13 protein-coding genes are annotated in these 18,789 nt (G+C 50.6%); 7 read left to right on the top strand and 6 right to left on the bottom strand.

Translation table 11 applies throughout. The annotated features are described in order from the left end of the window. The first annotated feature begins 12 nt into the window (after positions 1-12). The 4 genes from AC097P_RS01520 to AC097P_RS01505 all read left to right on the top strand — a co-directional run bounded on the left by AC097P_RS01520 (position 13) and on the right by AC097P_RS01505 (position 9,045). Positions 13-2,013 (top strand): O-linked N-acetylglucosamine transferase, SPINDLY family protein, encoded by a 2,001-nt coding sequence (locus tag AC097P_RS01520; protein WP_479608597.1) that lies wholly within the window; start codon positions 13-15, stop codon positions 2,011-2,013. Positions 2,014-2,078: 65 nt separating this feature from the next. Continuing rightward, positions 2,079-4,391: a tetratricopeptide repeat protein gene (locus AC097P_RS01515; RefSeq protein ID WP_479608596.1), complete on the top strand. Its 2,313-nt coding sequence runs from the start codon at positions 2,079-2,081 to the stop codon at positions 4,389-4,391. A gap of 2 nt (positions 4,392-4,393) precedes the next feature. Further along, positions 4,394-6,613, top strand: a complete 2,220-nt coding sequence (locus AC097P_RS01510) for a tetratricopeptide repeat protein (RefSeq protein ID WP_479608595.1) — start codon at positions 4,394-4,396, stop codon at positions 6,611-6,613. 11 nt (positions 6,614-6,624) lie between these two features. Further along, the gene (locus AC097P_RS01505) at positions 6,625-9,045 is read left to right on the top strand and encodes a tetratricopeptide repeat protein (protein WP_479608594.1); all 2,421 of its coding nucleotides are present in this window, start codon (positions 6,625-6,627) and stop codon (positions 9,043-9,045) included. 36 nt (positions 9,046-9,081) lie between these two features. On the opposite strand, the gene AC097P_RS01500 is transcribed toward AC097P_RS01505, so the two are convergent. Next, positions 9,082-11,382: a tetratricopeptide repeat protein gene (locus tag AC097P_RS01500; RefSeq protein ID WP_479608593.1), complete on the bottom strand. Its 2,301-nt coding sequence runs from the start codon at positions 11,380-11,382 to the stop codon at positions 9,082-9,084. A 287-nt stretch (positions 11,383-11,669) separates the two neighbouring features. Here AC097P_RS01500 and AC097P_RS01495 point away from each other — a divergent pair, with 287 nt between their 5' ends. The 3 genes from AC097P_RS01495 to AC097P_RS01485 are packed head-to-tail and all read left to right on the top strand — an operon-like array spanning position 11,670 to position 14,665. Further along, complete coding sequence (locus AC097P_RS01495) at positions 11,670-12,791, top strand: DegT/DnrJ/EryC1/StrS family aminotransferase (RefSeq protein ID WP_479609452.1); 1,122 nt, start codon at positions 11,670-11,672, stop codon at positions 12,789-12,791. After that, positions 12,788-13,507 carry a WbqC family protein gene (locus tag AC097P_RS01490; protein ID WP_479608592.1) on the top strand — a complete coding sequence of 240 codons (720 nt, stop codon included), beginning with the start codon at positions 12,788-12,790 and terminating at the stop codon, positions 13,505-13,507. The genes AC097P_RS01495 and AC097P_RS01490 overlap by 4 nt, the downstream gene beginning before the upstream one ends. Before the next feature lie 48 nt (positions 13,508-13,555). After that, entirely contained in the window at positions 13,556-14,665 is a 1,110-nt protein-coding gene (locus AC097P_RS01485) for a class I SAM-dependent methyltransferase (protein WP_479608591.1), read from the top strand. Positions 14,666-14,668: 3 nt separating this feature from the next. Here AC097P_RS01485 and AC097P_RS01480 read toward each other — a convergent pair whose 3' ends face one another. From AC097P_RS01480 to AC097P_RS01460, 5 genes are read right to left on the bottom strand one after another with little or no spacing between them, the layout of a single operon-like run. Further along, the gene (locus AC097P_RS01480; protein ID WP_479608590.1) at positions 14,669-15,382 is read right to left on the bottom strand and encodes a class I SAM-dependent methyltransferase; all 714 of its coding nucleotides are present in this window, start codon (positions 15,380-15,382) and stop codon (positions 14,669-14,671) included. Between the two features lie 29 nt (positions 15,383-15,411). After that, positions 15,412-16,377: a glycoside hydrolase family protein gene (locus tag AC097P_RS01475; protein WP_479608589.1), complete on the bottom strand. Its 966-nt coding sequence runs from the start codon at positions 16,375-16,377 to the stop codon at positions 15,412-15,414. A gap of 25 nt (positions 16,378-16,402) precedes the next feature. Beyond that, positions 16,403-17,404, bottom strand: a complete 1,002-nt coding sequence (locus AC097P_RS01470; RefSeq protein WP_479608588.1) for a class I SAM-dependent methyltransferase — start codon at positions 17,402-17,404, stop codon at positions 16,403-16,405. A gap of 13 nt (positions 17,405-17,417) precedes the next feature. Next, positions 17,418-18,014 carry a GNAT family N-acetyltransferase gene (locus AC097P_RS01465; protein WP_479608587.1) on the bottom strand — a complete coding sequence of 199 codons (597 nt, stop codon included), beginning with the start codon at positions 18,012-18,014 and terminating at the stop codon, positions 17,418-17,420. Then, positions 18,011-18,691, bottom strand: a complete 681-nt coding sequence (locus AC097P_RS01460) for an LbetaH domain-containing protein (RefSeq protein WP_479608586.1) — start codon at positions 18,689-18,691, stop codon at positions 18,011-18,013. Before AC097P_RS01460 ends, AC097P_RS01465 begins: the two co-directional genes overlap by 4 nt. Between the last annotated feature and the right edge of the window lie 98 nt (positions 18,692-18,789).

Here is an 18,789-nt window from a genome sequence, read left to right as displayed (position 1 = left end):
GGCATGGCAAGTATGACCATATCTGCGCAGTCCCAGATCGAAGCGCAGGTGTCGCAGATGGAAGCGCTTTTTCATGGCGCCAACTACTCCGAGCTAGAGGAATGCGCGCGGAAGTTCACCGCGACATATCCCACAATCGGTTTTGGCTGGAGTGTTTTAGGTACCGCGCTCCAGATGCAAAACAAAGACGCTCTGCCAGCGATCGAACGGGCGGCGGAGCTTCTGCCTGATGACCAGATTGCCCTTAATAATTTGGGTGATGCCTTTATGGCATGCGGCCAGCATAGAAAAGCAGCAGAAAGCTACCAAGCTGCAATAGCTCTCGATGCCAATAATGCAGCCGTACACAATAATTTGGCAAATGCATTGTCGGCACTTGGCGAATTCGATAAGGCACATGCAAGTTACCACACTGCGCAGGCGCTGCAACCTGCCTTTGCCGAAGCGTATTTCAACCAAGCCCTTGCGTTTAATCTGCAGAGACAGCTGGCCTTAGCTGAAAGATGTCTGCGCAAGGCGATCGAGTCGCGCCCTGGTTATACAGAGGCGCTGATTCAACTGGCCACGGTATTAAAAGAGCTAGGACGCACGGAAGAGGCGGAACTCAACGCTCGCATCGCTCTGGAGCAAAGCCCTACCTTTGCCGAGGCCCACAATAATTACGGCACCATCTTGGGTGACTTGGGAAGGGGGGAGGAGGCCGTTGTTGCATTCCGGCGTGCGATTGAATTGGCTCCAAATTTCAACGTTGCTTATAGCAATCTGCTCTTCCATCAAAGCCACAGCGAATACGTTAGAGCCGCGGACTTGTATAGAGCGCACACTGATTTTGCCGAGCATTTTGAGACGCCCCTGATGCCAGGGTGGCGTCCGCACACCAATGACCGTGACCCAAACCGGATCATTTGCTTGGGATTTGTATCCGGCGACCTGCGTCAACACGCAGTAACCAGCTTCTTCGAGCCTCTTCTGAATCGGCTAGCTGAGCACAAAACGCTTTCATTCTTTGCCTATAACAATAGCCCATATGAAGACGAAGTCACCCAACGTCTGAAGCTGAAAATACCTCACTGGCGTCAGGTTTCTGGTCTGACCGACCATGCTTTAGCGCAAATGGTAAGGGACGACGGCATTGACATTCTGATTGATCTGTCTGGGCACACTGCGTTCAATCGGTTACTGGCATTTGCACGCAAGCCAGCGCCTGTGCAGTTGAGTTGGATCGGATATGCCGGCACTACCGGGCTCAAAGCCATGGACTACTACTTTGGCGATCCATATTGGTTACCGCAAGGACAATTTGAAAGTCAATTTTCGGAAAAAATCATTCGACTTCCGGCCTGCTCCTTGTTTCGCCCCTTTGCCGGCTCGCCGGATGTCGGTGAATTGCCCGCGTTGCGAAATGGACATCTAACGTTTGGCAGTTTCAATCAACTTCGTAAGCTCACTCCCATAGTGGTGTCGGCTTGGTCAAAAGTACTGCTGGCAATCCCCAGCGCCCGTATGTTGCTGGCTGCCATGCCACGCGAGGGCGCGAACCAGATGGTGGCGGACATGTTTATGCGCGAGGGCATCCAGCCGGAACGACTGAGCTTTCACCCCAAGGCGGAAATGCAAGACTACCTTGCTTTGCATAACCAAGTGGACATTTCATTGGATACTTTCCCCTATCCAGGCGGAACCACGAGTTGCCATGCGCTGTGGATGGGGGTCCCCACTATTACGCTTGTGGGGGAAACCCCGGTGAGTAGAGTGGGCGCAGTCTTGCAGAACCAGGCGGGCTTACCGCAATTTGCTGCAAGCAGTATTTTGGAATACGTAGCGAAGAGTGTTTACTGGGCTAATCACTTGGCAGAGTTGGCTGAAATCAGAAGGAACATACGTACACAGTTTGGTAACTCGGCAATGGGGCGGCCAGAAATTGTCGGAACTGCAGTCGAGCATGCGTTGAGGCGCATGTGGCAAGCCTGGTGCGAAGGTAGGCACCCAGCATCTTTTGACGTATTGAGCTAATGTCTTGACACATACAAACTCTGCTGTAAAAAAGCTAACAGGCTCCCGCAGCGAACATAAAGACGATGACAACGATTGACAAAGACGCGCCTTGCCCCTGTGGGAGCACCAAAAAGTACAAACATTGCTGCCAACGCAAGGAGAAGCAGCAGCACGTCAACCCCTCACAAACGACTGCGATGGCGCAAAACTGGTTGCGGATGGGTATCGAGTTGTTGCATCAAGGGCGCCTGCAACAAGCCAAGACAATGTATGAACAGGCGTTGCAAATCGTTCCGCAATTGCCAGATGCCTTGCATGGGCTGGGTGTCGTCTACTACCGCCGAGGCGATAGCACGCGAGCGCTGGAGCATTTACGTAAGGCAATTGCTGCGAGTACTAGCAATGCTGTCTACCATTTCACCCTCGGCAACTTGCTTAAAGATTTGGGTCAAAGCGAACTGGCTGTGGAGAGCTATCGCAATGCCTTGTCGATCAAGCCCGATTTCGCGCAGGTGTATGACAGTTTAGGCACTGTGTTAGCAACCCAAAACAAACTTTCAGAGGCTGTCGATCACTATCGCATGGCACTCCAGCTAGCACCACAGTTTGCAGAAGCCTACAGTAACTTGGGTGTCGTCTTGTCCATGCAGGGGAGGCTCGACGAGGCCGCAGCGAGCCACCGTCAAGCATTGATTCTGAACCCTAGCCGTGCTGAGGCTTTCAACAATCTTGGTACCGTTCTTCAGGCACAAGGGCATGTTGATGCCGCCGTGGAGGCTTATCAAAAGGCAATAGCACTTGCGCCCAGTTACGGGCAGGCATATTTCAATATTGCCGACGCGCTATCTGAACGAGCCCCTGAGCAGGCACTGCCTTATGCTAAGAGGGCATTGGAGATTCAGCCTGAGAATTACTTTGCCCTGCTAACACTCGCATCACTTCTGCAAGGCCAGGGCGAGACTGACTTGGCGCGTGCTGCCTACGATGAGTGTTTTGCCCGCAAAGGGAGCCTTGGTATAAAAGTCCAGGCCGCATTGATACTCCCACCCATACTAGGAACGCAAGATCAAGTACTTACTACTCGAAAAAAATTCGAGGACAACCTTTTTAAACTGGCTCAGAGCGGGATCCGATTAGAGGATCCTGTTGCGGAACACTGCAGCCAAAATTTCCATCTTGCCTACCACGGTCTCAATGACAAGGCTGTACAAACTGATGTTGCAAACTTCTATGCTCAAGCATGCCCTAGTTTGCTGTTCGTAGCCCCTCATTGCAACCAGGCCAAGAGCGTAGGGGGCAAGAAACGCGTCGGATTTCTGTCTAAATTCATAACCCGCCATTCGGTGGCTTTAAGTTTCAGCAAAATAGTTGCAGGATTAGCGGCAACCCATGCCTTTGACGTGGTGCTCATCTCAACGGCAGATGCCGACCCAGCAGTCATTCAGGAAGCGTATCCGAACTTCGCTGGGCAGTATGTGAAAGTTACTCCAACTTTGGAGCGCGCGCGAAATCAAATAGCTGCACTTGAACTAGACGTTTTGGTCTACCTTGACATTGGCATGGAACCCTTTAGCTACTTTCTTGCGTTTGCAAGGTTAGCGCGTGTGCAATGTGTGCTCGGGGGGCATCCAGTTACAACCGGCATCGCAGCAATGGACTACTTTCTGTCCACAGAGTTGAGCGAGGTTGAGCATGCGCAGGAGCATTACAGCGAAACACTAGTGAGGTTGCCTCACGGGGCGCACTACTTTGATCGCCCGGTGCTGCCATCATTTAATAAGACCAAGGCCGAGTTGGGCCTGCCGGCGGTGGGGAGCATATATGCGTGCCCCATGACGCTGCATAAATTACATCCAGACTTTGATGCGGCCATGGAGCGCATCCTGCAGCTTGACCCCGCCGGCCATATCGTCCTGTTTGCAGACAAGAAGTTTTCTGCATGGCAGAAACAGCTGGAGCGCCGATTTGCACTAACCATCTCGGCCGATGTGCGAAGCCGCGTAATCTTTATCCCCTGGGTGACAGACCCCCAAGAATTTATCCGGGTGGTGGAAGCATCAGATGTTATTTTGGATCCGTTTCACTTTGGCATCGGCACTACTGCTATCCCGATTTGTGCGGTTGGGACCCCCTTTGTTACCAAGCCGAGTGAGTTTCTGCGTGGACGCGTGGGGCTGTACTACTGCAAACTGATGGGTCTGATGGAGTGTGTCACCGACGATGTGGAGCGTTATGCTACCAAGGCAGTTTCTATTGCCACCCAGCCGGCGGAGCGCGCGCGCATCAAAAAAATGATGCTTGACAATAACCATGCCTTGTTCCAAAACAGTAGAGGCATTCAGGATATGACCGATTTCCTGGCAAGCATTTTTTTACCGCCGGGCTTAGCCATCTGAAAATGAAGCCTACAGAGTTGTCACATACGCCAATCGACAAAAACGATGCCTGCCCCTGCGGCAGCACTAAAAAGTACAAACATTGCTGCCAACGCAAAGTGACGCAGCAGACTAAAAAGCCTGCGAATGGTATGGCAATGGTGCTTACGTGGCTCACACTAGGCATGCAGTCGTTGCGGCAAGACCGACTCCAGCAGGCTAAAACTTTGTATGAGCAAGTATTGGCAGTCAGCCCCCGTCAGCCAGAGGCACTGCTATGGCTCGGAGTTATCGACCACAAGCAGGGCAATAGCGACCGTGCGATGGGGCTAATAAACGAGGCAATCGTCGCGGGTCCTAACAACGCTTTTTACTACAGCACACTTGGCAACGTACAGAAAGACGTTGGCCATAATGAAGAGGCAGAAGAAAGCTATAGAAGAGCTATAGCAATAAAGCCTGACTTTGCTGAGGCGTATAACAACTTGGGTATCGTCCAATTTACGCAGGGCAGGATCCCTGAGGCAGTTGAGAGCTATCGAATTGCGATTTCATTGATTCCTGGGTATGCGGAGGCTTTAAACAATCTGGGTACTGCGCTACAGGAGCAAGGTCAACCAGAAGCAGCCTTGGAGGCCTATAACCGGGCAATAGCGCTGGCACCGAATTATGGCCAAGCCCACTTCAACATCGGCGTCGCATTGCAGGATAAGAAGCCAGAGCAAGCGTTGCACTACATCCAAAAAGCAGTCGCGCTAACGCCTGGGCACTACGAAGCTGTACTCACCCTTGCCAAACTTCTACATGCGCAAGGCTCAATGAATCAGGCTCGGCCCGCCTATGCGCGATGCTATGCGCTCAGGGCAACGTTTGCCCTGAGAATCCAGATGACATTAGCGGTCCCACCCATCATGGGTACTCACGAAGAGGTATTGTTGGAGCGCACTCGGTTTGAAAGTGGCCTCACCGAATTGGCAAGTGCTGGTATCGCCATCGACGATCCGCTAAAAGAGTACTGCAATACCAATTTCCACCTTGCCTACCACGGTCTCAATGACAAGGCTGTACAAACTGATGTTGCAAACTTCTATGCTCAAGCATGCCCTAGTTTGCTGTTCGTAGCCCCTCATTGCAACCAGGCCAAGAGCGTAGGGGGCAAGAAACGCGTCGGATTTCTGTCTAAATTCATAACCCGCCATTCGGTGGCTTTAAGTTTCAGCAAAATAGTTGCAGGATTAGCGGCAACCCATGCCTTTGACGTGGTGCTCATCTCAACGGCAGATGCCGACCCAGCAGTCATTCAGGAAGCGTATCCGAACTTCGCTGGGCAGTATGTGAAAGTTACTCCAACTTTGGAGCGCGCGCGAAATCAAATAGCTGCACTTGAACTAGACGTTTTGGTCTACCTTGACATTGGCATGGAACCCTTTAGCTACTTTCTTGCGTTTGCAAGGTTAGCGCGTGTGCAATGTGTGCTCGGGGGGCATCCAGTTACAACCGGCATCGCAGCAATGGACTACTTTCTGTCCACAGAGTTGAGCGAGGTTGAGCATGCGCAGGAGCATTACAGCGAAACACTAGTGAGGTTGCCTCACGGGGCGCACTACTTTGATCGCCCGGTGCTGCCATCATTTAATAAGACCAAGGCCGAGTTGGGCCTGCCGGCGGTGGGGAGCATATATGCGTGCCCCATGACGCTGCATAAATTACATCCAGACTTTGATGCGGCCATGGAGCGCATCCTGCAGCTTGACCCCGCCGGCCATATCGTCCTGTTTGCAGACAAGAAGTTTTCTGCATGGCAGAAACAGCTGGAGCGCCGATTTGCACTAACCATCTCGGCCGATGTGCGAAGCCGCGTAATCTTTATCCCCTGGGTTACAGACCCTCAAGAATTTATGCGTGCGGTGGAAGCATCAGATGTTATTTTGGATCCATTTCACTTTGGCATCGGCACTACTGCTATCCCCATTTGTGCGGTTGGGACCCCCTTTGTTACCAAGCCGAGTGAGTTTCTGCGTGGACGCGTGGGGCTGTACTACTGCAAACTGATGGGTCTGATGGAGTGTGTTACCGACGATGTGGAGCGTTATGCTACCAAGGCAGTTTCTATTGCCACCCAGCCGGCCGAGCGAGAGCGCATCAAAAAAATGATGCTTGACAATAACCATGCCTTGTTCCAAAACAGTAGAGGCATTCAGGATATGACCGATTTCCTGGCAACCGTCGTCTCTTTCAACTGAAGTTTCCATTCATGCAGAGTACCCCAACCATCTCGACGCTACAGACATTCTTTCAGCAGGCAGTGCAATTGCATCAACAAGGGCGACTGGCAAATGCTCGCGCAATGTACGAAAGCATTTTGAAAGTACAGCCTCGTCATGCGGAAGCGCTGCATCTGTTGGGTGTAGTCCTCATGGACACTGGAAACCCCGAGCGCGCTGTCGAATTGATTAGTCAAGCCATTGCAATCGATCCGCAACAGGCAGTCTTCTACTCGAACTGTGGAAATGCCCTGCTAAAACTCAAGCAGTTCCAACCCGCAATCACCTGTTACGACAAGGCAATTGAACTCAAGCCAGACTATGCAAACGCATATTACAACCGTGGGGTAGCACTGAGGGAGCTGAACCAGCTCCCTGCGGCTGTGTCAAGCTATGACAAAGCCATCTCCTTGCTGCCCAACTTTTTGGGCGCGCTCTACAACCGCGGCATTGCATTGCAAGCGCTTGAAAAGTTTGAAGCTGCGGTTGCTAGTTATGACAGGGCCATTGCCGTACAACCCAACTTTGCTGAAGCGCACACCAATCGTGGGAACGCTTTTAAGGCCTTAGGAAAGCTTGCCGAGGCCAAGTTAAGCCATGACAGGGCAATCGCCCTCAGACCGGACTTTGCCGAAGCATATGTCAATCGAGGGGGAGTGCTTAAGGATCTGAAGGAATTGAGCGCTGCGATCGCCAGCTTTGACAAAGCGATTGCAATCAAACCTGACTTTGTTGGGGCCCATTACAACCGTGGCGTGGTTTTCCAAGAACTTGGCCAAATGGACGCGGCGCTCTTTAGCTATGACAAGGCAATTGCGCTAAAACCAGACTATGTTGAAGCCCACATCAACCGTGGATATGTGCTCCAGTACCAAGGAAGGTTGGCGGAGGCAGAAGCTTGCTACAGCTTAATCATCGACATTGAGCCAAATAACGTGGAAGCCCACACCAACCGTGGCAATGCGCTTAAGGATCAAGGGAAAATCGAAGAGGCACGGGCCAACTATTTGCGCGCAATGGCGATCAAACCCAGTGGCAAGCTCACCATCCTTGAGGGGCTGATGCTTCCTCCGATCATGGGGACACGCGACGCGGTATTGGCAAGTCGCACGAGGTTTGAACGCAACGTCGAAAGGCTAATAGAAGCAGGCATAACCCAGCTTGATCCCATCAAGGACGCGTGCAACACTAATTTCTACTTGGCGTACCACGGGGTCAACGATAAAGATATTCAGATAAGAGTTGCGCAGATGTACGCCAACGCATGCCCCAGTCTCTTATTCACTGCACCCCATTGTGCTTCGCCACCCTCGCCCGACCAAAAAAAGCGTATTGGTTTTTTATCGAAATTTATAACAAAGCATTCGGTAGCGTTGTGTTTCAGTCGCGTCATAGAAGGACTAGCAGAGCAGGATGATTTTGAAATTACTTTGATTTCTAGCGCGGAACCCCAAGATGAACTTCTGCGCGCGACCTATCCGAATTTTCGTGGGGCCTTTATACAGCTGGCCGACAGCCTTGCAGCGGCGCGAGAACAGCTCGCTGCTCTTAAGCTTGACGTTTTGGTGTACCTGGATATTGGGATGGACCCGTTCAGTTACTTTCTGGCTTTTTCTCGGTTGGCTCGTACTCAGTGTGTGTTGGGAGGCCACCCAGTGACAACCGGGATTGCCGCGATGGATTGCTTCATTTCCTCGGTTCTCATCGAAACCGAAGATGCGGAGGCGCACTACAGCGAAAGGCTCATTAAATTACCCTTGGGTCTATTTTATTTTGAGCGCCCTGTATTGCCACATCAATATAAATCACGTTCTGAACTGGGCATGCCAAGCAACGGACATATATACCTGTGCCCAATGATGCTTCATAAGCTGCACCCCGACTTTGATGCCGCAATGGAGCGGATTTTAGAGTTGGACCCTAGCGGGCACGTCATTCTCATTGCGGACAAGAAATACAGCGTATGGCAATCTCTCTTACAGAGCCGGCTTGAAAAAACAGTGGTGCAAAGCGTACGCGACAGAATCCTATTTCTGCCTTGGCTCTCCGATTGGAATGATTTCGCCAGCCTGTGCAAAGCTGCAGACGTGGTGCTGGACTCTTTCCATTTTGGTATCGGAACAACCGCCATAACAACCTGCGCAGTTGGAACCCCCTTCGTAACGAAGCCTGGCGATTTGATGCGTGGGCGCGTCGGACTGTTTTATGCCAAGTTGCTGGATGTGATGGAGTGTGTCGCGCAGGACAAAGAGAGCTACGCTCAAAAGGCAGTAGCTATTGCTTCGGATAGAGTTTTGAGGAAAAGCATCATGACCAAGATTCACGCTAACGACCATCGTTTATTTGAAAACAAGCAAAGTATCCAAGGTGGGATCGAATTTTTTAAAGATATTGCTTTGTATGGACATTGAATACTGTTTTCTGATTACGTGCGTATTACGTATCGACTAAACCTCGAACGCCTCTGCCGACAGCCCTTCACACCAGCGCCGCCACATGATCCGGAGTGCACGCTCCGCGATTGAGGGTACTACGCCCGTTTGTCCCAGCGCAGATTGACTAAATGTCTCTCGTAGCCCTGCCCTGATACTGGCAAGCTCAGTCAGTTGAGTCGACCAGTACACAGCCTTATTTACGAAGTCGACCTTGTTGTTGGCGACGAACTGATCTAATCCTGCATGACTCTGCAGTGCGGCCCCCACCCTACTTACGGGCGTCGCCCCCCCCATTGTGATGGTGGGTACTCCCATCCACAATGCGTGGCAACTGGTGGTCGCCGCCGGGTAGGGAAAGGCGTCAAGACACACGTCTAGCTGATGGTGTAACTGAAGGTAGTCTTTCATACTGCGTTTGGGCTCGAAAGATAGTCGGGCCTTCGCAATGCCAGCATCAGCAAACCATTTGGCCACTAATTCGATGTCGCCAGCTGAGTGCATCGCACCTATAAGCATCCTTGCGCTAGGAAGTGCATGCAAGACCTGGGACCATAGCGCAACTACGGAAGGATTGAGCTTCCTGACCATATTGAAGCTGCCAAAGGTCAAATAGCCTCTTCTGAGCGCAGGTAGCGCATTGATCAGCGGGGAATCGCTGAACGGCAAGAACGGTGCGCAAGCCGGCATGCGTACGAGTTTTTCTGAAAACTGGTTGTCCATGAGTCCAGGTGGAGCGAAAAAACGATCCGTAAAGTAGTAGTCCATCGCAGATAAGCCTGTGGTGCCAGCGTAGCCCATCCAACTTACCTGTATAGGGGCAGCTTTTCGTGCGAACATAAGTAACCGATGTCTGGAGGAGTGACCCGAAAGGTCGAACAATATGTCGATTCGGTCGCGAACGATCTGCTCTGCAGCAGCATCGTCTGATAGTTCCACAATAGATCGCCAGTAGGGTATATGTCTCTTTAGGCGCAGCGTAACCATATCTTGGTGTGCGTGGTTGTAGTACGCATATAGCGACAGTTTCGGATTGCCAGCAAGGTACTCCAAAACCGGCTCAAGAAAGTTCGCTACAGGGTGGGTACGCAAATCAGCTGATACGAAACCAACCCGTAATATTCGATCTGGGTCACGCGAGTTGGTATGGCGCGGCCAGTGAGGGATTAAAGAAGTCTCAAACTGCGTGGCAAATCTCTGGTGCTCCGCAAACAATGTTTTTGCATCCACAGCTTCCATGTGGCTGAGGTGAAAGAGCCGGTTGCTGTAAGCATCGACAAACTTTGGGTCGCATTCGATGGCTCTTTGATAACAAGCCTCGGCTTCCTCGTAATGCCCCAGCTCGCTGAGAAGTACGCCCAAATTATTGTGCGCTTCGGCTGAATGAGGGTCGAGTCTCAGTGCCGCCCTGCAACTGGCTACTGCCTCGTCGGGGCGGCCAAGACCCCGGAGGGCGGCTGAGAGACCACTATGCGCGTCCGCAAACGTTGGATTGATGTGCAGCGCTTGCCTAAAACTTTGTTCAGCCTCGCTAGAGAGGCCCATTTCTAGAAGCGCTGCGCCGAGATTACTGTGGGCCTCCGCGAGACCGGGGTCTATGGTAAGCGCCTGCCGAAAGCACGCGGCAGCTTCATGGGTGCGGCCCAACGATCGTATGGTGGCCCCAAGGTTAACGTGTGCCTCGGCATACATAGGCATTAACTGGATTGCCCGCCGCAGCGCGGTTTCAGCCTCTTTTGGCCGACCCAGCGCTTTGAGAGTTGTACCGAGCGCCCCGTAAGCAACTCCGAAATTCGGGTTTATGTCAATCGCTCTGCGAAAGCTAATTGCAGCGTCTTCGAGTTTTTGGCTATCAAGGAAGAGGACGCCCAGGTTGCAGTGTGCTTCGGCGAATTCCGGCCTAAGCTTCAATGCATGGTTGTAGTAGGCTTCGGCCTCGGCAAGCTGGCCCTGGGCTTTGAGGGTATTACCTAAATTGAGATACGTTTCTGCTGAATCTGGGTCAAGCTCTAGAGCCAATCGAAAGCTTGCCGCCGCTGCATCGTATTGCCCGGCAGATTGCAGTACATCGCCCAAGTTGCGCTGGGCCATGGCGTCATCAGGCAATAGCTCAGCCGCCTTGCGCACGGCGGGCAACGCATCTTTACCTTGAAGCTGAAGTGCAGTGCCCAACACACTCCACCCGAATCCCAGGCGGGGATGTTTCGCCACAAACACTTGCGCCAGTACCTCCAGCTGTCCGTACTGGCCACTGGTGAAAAGGCTCTCCAACTGACTGGCTTCGGCTTCAAGCTTATGCTGTTCTTCTAAATTCATGCTACTCCACGTGGACTTAAGTGCAACTAAACGCTTTTAGTACCCCGATATGATACTTGCCGACTGGAATCAAACGCCCTCCAAGTTTTTGGCCCGTTCACCAATGCTGCATGGCTGTCCAGCCCCCGTGAAATGGGCGAGGTGTGCTATGAATTGAGTAGCAGCAGCAATTGTCTGTCAGTGGTTGTTCGGAGTTCAAACATATGGAGCGCACCCAGTGGGTATATACCGCCGCCTACAATGGCATTACCACTCGCTGGCAGCTGGTTAGTATTACGAGGTTCCAGATGGAAAAAGAACGAAAAGCAGACTTCCCTGTGTACGTGACCCAACCGGTATTGCCGCCGTTGGAGGAATTTGTCCCCTATCTGCAGCAGATTTGGGATAGCAAATGCCTAACCAACGCAGGTCCGTTTCATCAAAAGCTGGAGCAGGCACTATGTGAATATTTGGGGGTGAAGCATATTTCGCTTTTTACAAACGGCACTCTTGCTCTGGTGACAGCGCTGCAGACGTTGCGGATTACGGGTGAGGTCATCACCACGCCATATTCATTTGTCGCGACGGCACACTCCCTGCTTTGGAATGGCATAAAGCCGGTTTTTGTGGATATCGATCCGGGCACTTTGAACTTGGACCCGGCGCGCATTGAGGCGGCGATTACTCCGCAGACCACAGCCATCATGCCGGTGCATTGTTATGGCCAACCCTGTGATGTCGACCGCATACAGAAGATTGCGGACACCTATGGCCTCAAGGTGATCTACGACGCAGCGCATGCATTTGGAGTGCAGTACCGTGGTGGGAGCGTATTGAACTATGGAGACTTGTCTGTGCTGAGCTTCCATGCTACGAAAGTGTTTAACACGTTTGAAGGGGGTGCCATTATTTGCCAAGATGCCAAGACCAAGGAGCGCATAGACCATTTGAAGAACTTTGGGTTTGTGGATGAGGTTACTGTCATCGCTCCTGGGATCAATGGCAAGATGAGTGAGATCAACTCTGCATTTGGCTTGCTTCAACTCAAGGGGGTAGACCAGGCGCTGGTTGGGCGCAAGCTTTTAGATGCCCATTACCGCCATGCTTTAGCGACGGTTGACGGAATCGAATGCCTTCCGGAGCTTGCCCTTAAAGAAGGAAACCACTCCTACTTCCCAATACTGGTGAAGCCTGCCTATCCGATTTCACGTGACTCTTTGTTTGAGAAGCTCAAGGCAAACGGTATCTTTGGGCGCAGATACTTTTACCCACTTATCAGCAATTTCCCCATGTACCAATCCTTGCCGTCTGCGGCGGCGGCAAATTTACCAGTTGCAACCAAAGCGGCAAATGAAGTAATTTGCTTGCCTATTTACCCTGATCTTTCCTTGCGCCAGGTTGAGTACATTGTGAGTTTGATCGCAGAATGACGTCGATCAGCACCCGACTGGCAATTATGCAGCCTTACTTTATGCCATATATTGGATACTTTCAGTTAATGGCTGCGGTGGATAAATTTGTCATTTACGACGATGTTCACTTCATAAACCGAGGCTGGATAAACAGGAATCGGCTGCTGATAAACGGGTCCGTTCACACTTTCACTCTACCACTGCGAGGTGCAAGCCAAAACAGGTTGATTTGTGAAATCGAACTTGCAGACGAGCAGGACTGGAGACTTAAACTCCTGAGAACTGTATGCCAAGCCTACAGCAAAGCGCCAAATTACATGGAAACATCCCGACTGCTAGAGCGCTTGATCTACTTCCCTGCGACGCACTTACACGCGTTTCTGCTCAACAGCCTTCGAGAACTAGCGAAGTACCTTTCGCTGAATGTGCAAATAGTGGGCACATCGCGTATTTACAACAACAGCCACCTCAAGGCGCAAACACGGATACTAGACATTTGCCGCCTAGAAGGGGCCAGTGATTATGTCAATTCGATTGGAGGAATAGATTTGTATGAGAAAACAGAATTCGCCAAGCACAATATAGAATTACATTTTTTACAGTCTACCGCTGCCCAATACTTTCAAGGCACGCAAGAGCACGTGTCAAATCTGTCTATCATAGATGTGCTTATGCACAACAAGGTTACACATGTGCAGGCCATGTTGAAAGCAGTGAACTTAGTTCAAATTTAAAGAACATAAATGACAAGTCAATCGTCGACCAACACACCGGAAATAAACATGGCTAACAACCCTGCAACTTTGGTTTTCCCCGCTACCCACCCCGATGGGCGCAATTATTTTGAAGCAGCACAAATGCGGCATGAAAACGTTATTGCGGCAACTTCTGAGCGAAGCTCCGAACTGTTTGACGAAATAACTAATCTGGCCTATCTGCCATATGTTTATGAAGACAGTTTTCCAGATTTTTTTCTGAATTTTATTATCACTAGGAAGATAGAACGAATCTACGCTCCCGTAGCTGCAGTACATTCGTGGTTGAACCGATTCATCATGGAAAACAAGCTTTCCATTCAATTGATTGGAGAGTCGCCTATAAAAAGGGAGATGGAGCGATTCAACAAGCTGATGCAAAAAGTAGCAAGCTATCGTTCGTTCATCGTCGATTGCTCGAATGGGTTTACCAATCTGAGTAATATTGAAATCGCTTCAGTATTTCGAATGATTGGTAATATCTATGGCGAATCCAATGACCAAAAAATAGCCGCCATGATGGCAATTTTTGCTAGTGCACCTAAGGGAGACGTCATCGAAATTGGATCTTTGGTGGGGAAGTCTGCATCCGTTCTAGCATTAATGTCTAAGCGATTCAAAATCGGTAACGTTTTGGCCATTGACCCATGGCATCAAGGAGCCGCAACGCAACACGACTCTCCGGACAACGTCAAAATCCATATGGTTAAAGAGTGGGATTACGAGATATTGCCCCAAAACCTCTCGATTAATATCTTGCCGATTGGTTTGGGGCATTTTAATTACCTGCGTATGGAGTCGGAAAAAGGGTGGAAATATTATAGTGAGAATCTAACTGTTACAAGTGAAGTATTCGGAACAATCAATTACACAGGTACGATATCCGTAATACACATAGACGGCAACCACGACTTTAGGAAAGTGGATCTCGATTGCAAGCTATGGCTGCCTCTTTTGGACAAGCAGGGTTGGCTTATATTAGATGACTATATTTGGGCACATGGCGATGGTCCTTATCGCGTCGGCAATACTTTGCTAGAAACACATGCATCAAAAATAGAACTTTCCTTTGTATGCGGAAAAGCGCTGTTCGTAAAGTTTCGGGAAGAGATTACCCCTGAGCTCCTGAGCTCCTGAGCGTCAACTGTTTTCTACCCTCTCAGCAACTACAAGATAGCAGGAGACTCGAATTCCGTAGAAGTCATCATCTTGGTGTCCGACGCTCAATACTCGAAACTCGGGGCCTAAAATCGCTTTTAGATCCGATGCATTTTCTGCCGCCATAAATCTCATTCCATTTCTTAGGCCGTAGGGGTCTGACGCAATCAAAAAGGTGCCGTCCTGATTACGTGTTGCGTCTGAAAGAACAAAATTGTTGAAATCCGGGAAATTTGCGATTAATAAACCTCCTGGCTTAATGACCCGCCCTAACTCTGCCATTACCTCAGACCATTTTGCGGTTGAGCTAAGGTAGTAGCAGCTTGCACAACATAACATGTAGTCAAAGTAATTGACCTCATAAGGAAGTGCTGCATTATTTCCGACATCAAACTTAACGGAAAGGCCGGCCCGGTTAGCGGTTGACTCAAGCTCTGCAACAATATCTTTCGATATTTCGCAAGCGTGAACATCAAAACCTAGATCTAGTAGAAGTGGGATATTTCGCCCATCACCACAACCCATATCAAGAATGCGACGTCCTCTGTAAAGAGACTTGTCTAAGGTAAGGGAAGGATAATTTCCTCCCGCAAGAGTTCTTACCACCCATTCGGTCGGGTATCGACCCGCAAAAGATTGCCTGCGCACGCTATAGAAATCTGCCCAGACTTCACCTTGCATCGCTATATTTGTCAATGTCGCTCCTTATACTTCGATGTGGGGTGTTAAGGATGATGGCAAGTTGCCAACCCGAAACCGTCTCGACCGAAGTGGTTGCCGCTGTAAAGCATCCAAAGCTCGTCATTGTGCGGAAACACATATGGATAGCAAACCATTTCAGAGTCCCAGCCAGAGTCAGACGGCGACATTGGGCTGGCCTCGTCCCGTCTATCCCAATGAATGAGATCCGTCGACGTCGCATACCCCATACGGTAACCACCGGCTTTGTTTCTAAATCCAGTCCCGTGGCGGTGGCAAAACCAAAGATGGTATGTGCCATCAATTTCAAGCATTGAGGGGTTTGTTTGGCACTCATGCTCGGTAAGCACCGGCATGCATGGAACTCCGTCCCGGACCCAGTGGATGCCATCATCCGACGTCGCATGCATCAGAACGTAAATCGATTCAGGACGACCATCGTGCATCAACCAGCGCGTGCCTGAGCTATACCACATATGGAATTTCCCATTTATAAGCACGACAGTAGGGCTGTTTTGCAAAAAAGGCTCCATCGTCGAGCGCGAAAGAATTGGTCCTTCCGAGTATCGCTCGAATGTCCTCCCCCCATCTTTACTAGTTGCAAGGCCGATTGCGTGGGAATATGGGGCGCCTTCGCATCGCATCCAACCGACGTAGTACAGCCAAACTTCGTCGCCGACCTGTAAGACGGCGCCTGGCATTACCCCGAATTGATCAAAAGCACCCAGTCCACCTGGACATAATACAGGCGCGTCATTTATCAGTAAAACCTGTTCGGGGTTGCTACGGTCTATTTCTACGAACGAAGTGACACTGGCGAAATACCCGCGCTCATCTGCTTCCGGTCGACAGGTGAAGTAGACACGGATCCGCTCTTCCAAAACCAATGCGCATGGATTTTGGTTGTGGGATCTCATCCACGGATGTTGACCATTTGATTGGAAAATTTGTCCTTTTTTTTCCCAGAAAAATGCCGATTGACTTGTTTGCATGGATATTTACAGGATATTTTGTTTTTCAACGCTTTGTGGCGGCTTCTCGGACGACGCTGTCCAACCAGTCGTGCATGGATTGGCCGGTCTTTGCTCTTGCTTCGTGGGCCAAGCGTTTTGCTTCGTCTGAAACTCCTTCTAACTGACCGTAGTATCGCGACCAGTGACTTCCACCGCGTGCGCTGGGAATTTGCATGTGGTAGTCCGGCAACGGCTGTTGTTCTATCTTGCGGAATTCAACAACAAAGAAGGCCCCCATCATGACGTACTCGAGCTTTACCTCAACTGCATTTGGGGGTAGGAGCGCCAATGGCGGTTCGCACTTCAGCAATGGATTCGAATTGACCATAATTCTCCCCATTTCGGTGTTTCGCAGCCATGGCCCTAGGCCCTCGTCCCCGATGACGATCTTGCCACCTGGCTTGACTACACGTGTCAATTCACTTAAACATCTTTCAATTTCAGCGAATGTATTGATTCCCCCAAAATGGTGAGCAGCGTCGAAAAAGTTGTCAGGAAAAGGAAGGTAGCTACCATTGGCCAACGATACCTCCGCCGACACCGAGGCATCCCTCAGTTTGTTTACCGCAATATTCAGCAACCTCGGTGAAATCTCTTGTAAGTACAACTCACCTCGTTCACCAAGCCGCCGCGCTATGTGCAAAGCGCCGCGGCCAGTTCCACAGCCAATTTCCAGAACACGAGAATCGCTCTTGAGTTCTAGAGCATCTACCATCCGCTCCCGCACGTCGTCCTCACTGGTCCGATATGTAACGAAAGGTAGTGCCGCGTAGCGGTCATAGTCTTTCGCCATATCCTCGTAAGACTGTTTGGTTTCGGCATCCGAATGCTGCAAAACTAACGGCCAAGTGAAATCGGGAATGCCGCTTTTGATTAGAAAATCCGTGCCTGTTGAGTTCTGCAGAACCCCTTCGACGATCTCGTCCCCAGCAGACGTAGTGACTTCCAGTCGCAAAGGTGAGCCGGTGGCAGGGCAAATGTATGCATGTGCTAATGATCTTTTCAAAAGAATACTCCTTTTAGATTGATAGGTTATTTGAGTGTGCGCCAATCATCTCAAAGTGATTTAAATGATGCCAAACCCCGTCCTTACGAAACGCATCCTTTTCTTGGCCAACGTATTCAAAGCCTAGTTTCTCAATAGTTTTTCCGGAGCCCGGATTGTCTGATGCGTGGTAAACCCGAATTTTATGGAACTGTAGGGTGCCAAAAGCGTATTCGACTATGGCCGTGGCGGCTTCCGTAGCATAGCCCAAGCCTTGAAAAGGACAGCCAATCCAGTAGGCTAGCTCTGCGCGATCAAGCGTCCAAGTACGATGGCTACGTCGCACGTCAATGAGTGAAACCAACCCAACAAGTCGGCCATTTGCTAATGCCACCCAATGGTATCCCGCGTCGGATTGTTGTGATCGAATCAACGACTTCAGCATCTCGCGGGTCTCTTCAATTGTGCGATGTGGTTCCCACGCCAAAAATGTGGTGAGACGAGCGTCGGAGACTAGGGGCCACAATTCTGTCGCATCGCCCTCAACGGGCGGGCGCAGGGTTAGACGGGGAGTGCAGATATGGAATGAATCGCTCGCAATGAAGTGTGGACTGGGTTTGTCGGCACTCATACATCGTCAAACTTCGACATCCGCAAAAATTGGCGGCTATTCAAACGAAATGCTTTCGTACTTTCCGCGAGGAATGTCTCTCCCGCTTTGGTTGACTTAACCACCAACGCGTTTGCACCAATAAAGCAATGATCCGCAATCTCAATGCCGTGCCCAACAGTGGCATTGACTGCTAGAAAGCAGTTCTTTCCCATAGACACAACACCAGAAACACTTGCGCTGGAAGTAAGCCAGCAGTTGTCTCCGATCGTGGAATGATGCCCCACCATAGCGCCCGACCAAACAAAAACATTGTTCCCAAAGCGCACCCGAGGGTGCACATGAACGTGGTTCATCACGAAGCAGTTGTCGCCATAGACGCAATCGGATGGCAAACCTGCGTCTGGGTGAATTAGAGACGGCAACGTATAACCTAAATCGCGGACCAGTTGGCACTTGGCTTCGCGCAGGCCATTCATATCCTGGTAACCCTGAGCCACAAATAGGTCATAAGCGTCGGGAGGATAGATTTGCAGTATCTCTTCAAATGCGACCACGGGCAGTCCGTTCCACACAGTTGCGGTTACATACTGCCGATCAACCGTACAAGCAACAACCTCACGATCACTGCTGTTTTTGAAAAAATACAGTAGCACTTCGGCGATCTTGCCGACTCCAAATAGAACAATAGGCTTCACATTTGTACCCTCCAATGGTGCAAATTGTAGTACCCAACGCCTTCCGTAAACGGTCGGTTTAGGGTGCCCGCTTGGATCACCAATTCCCGCTGGTAAAA

It is taken from the genome of Rhodoferax sp. ZS1R8, assembly GCF_056521325.1.
This window is presented reverse-complemented; position numbering and strand designations above follow the sequence as displayed.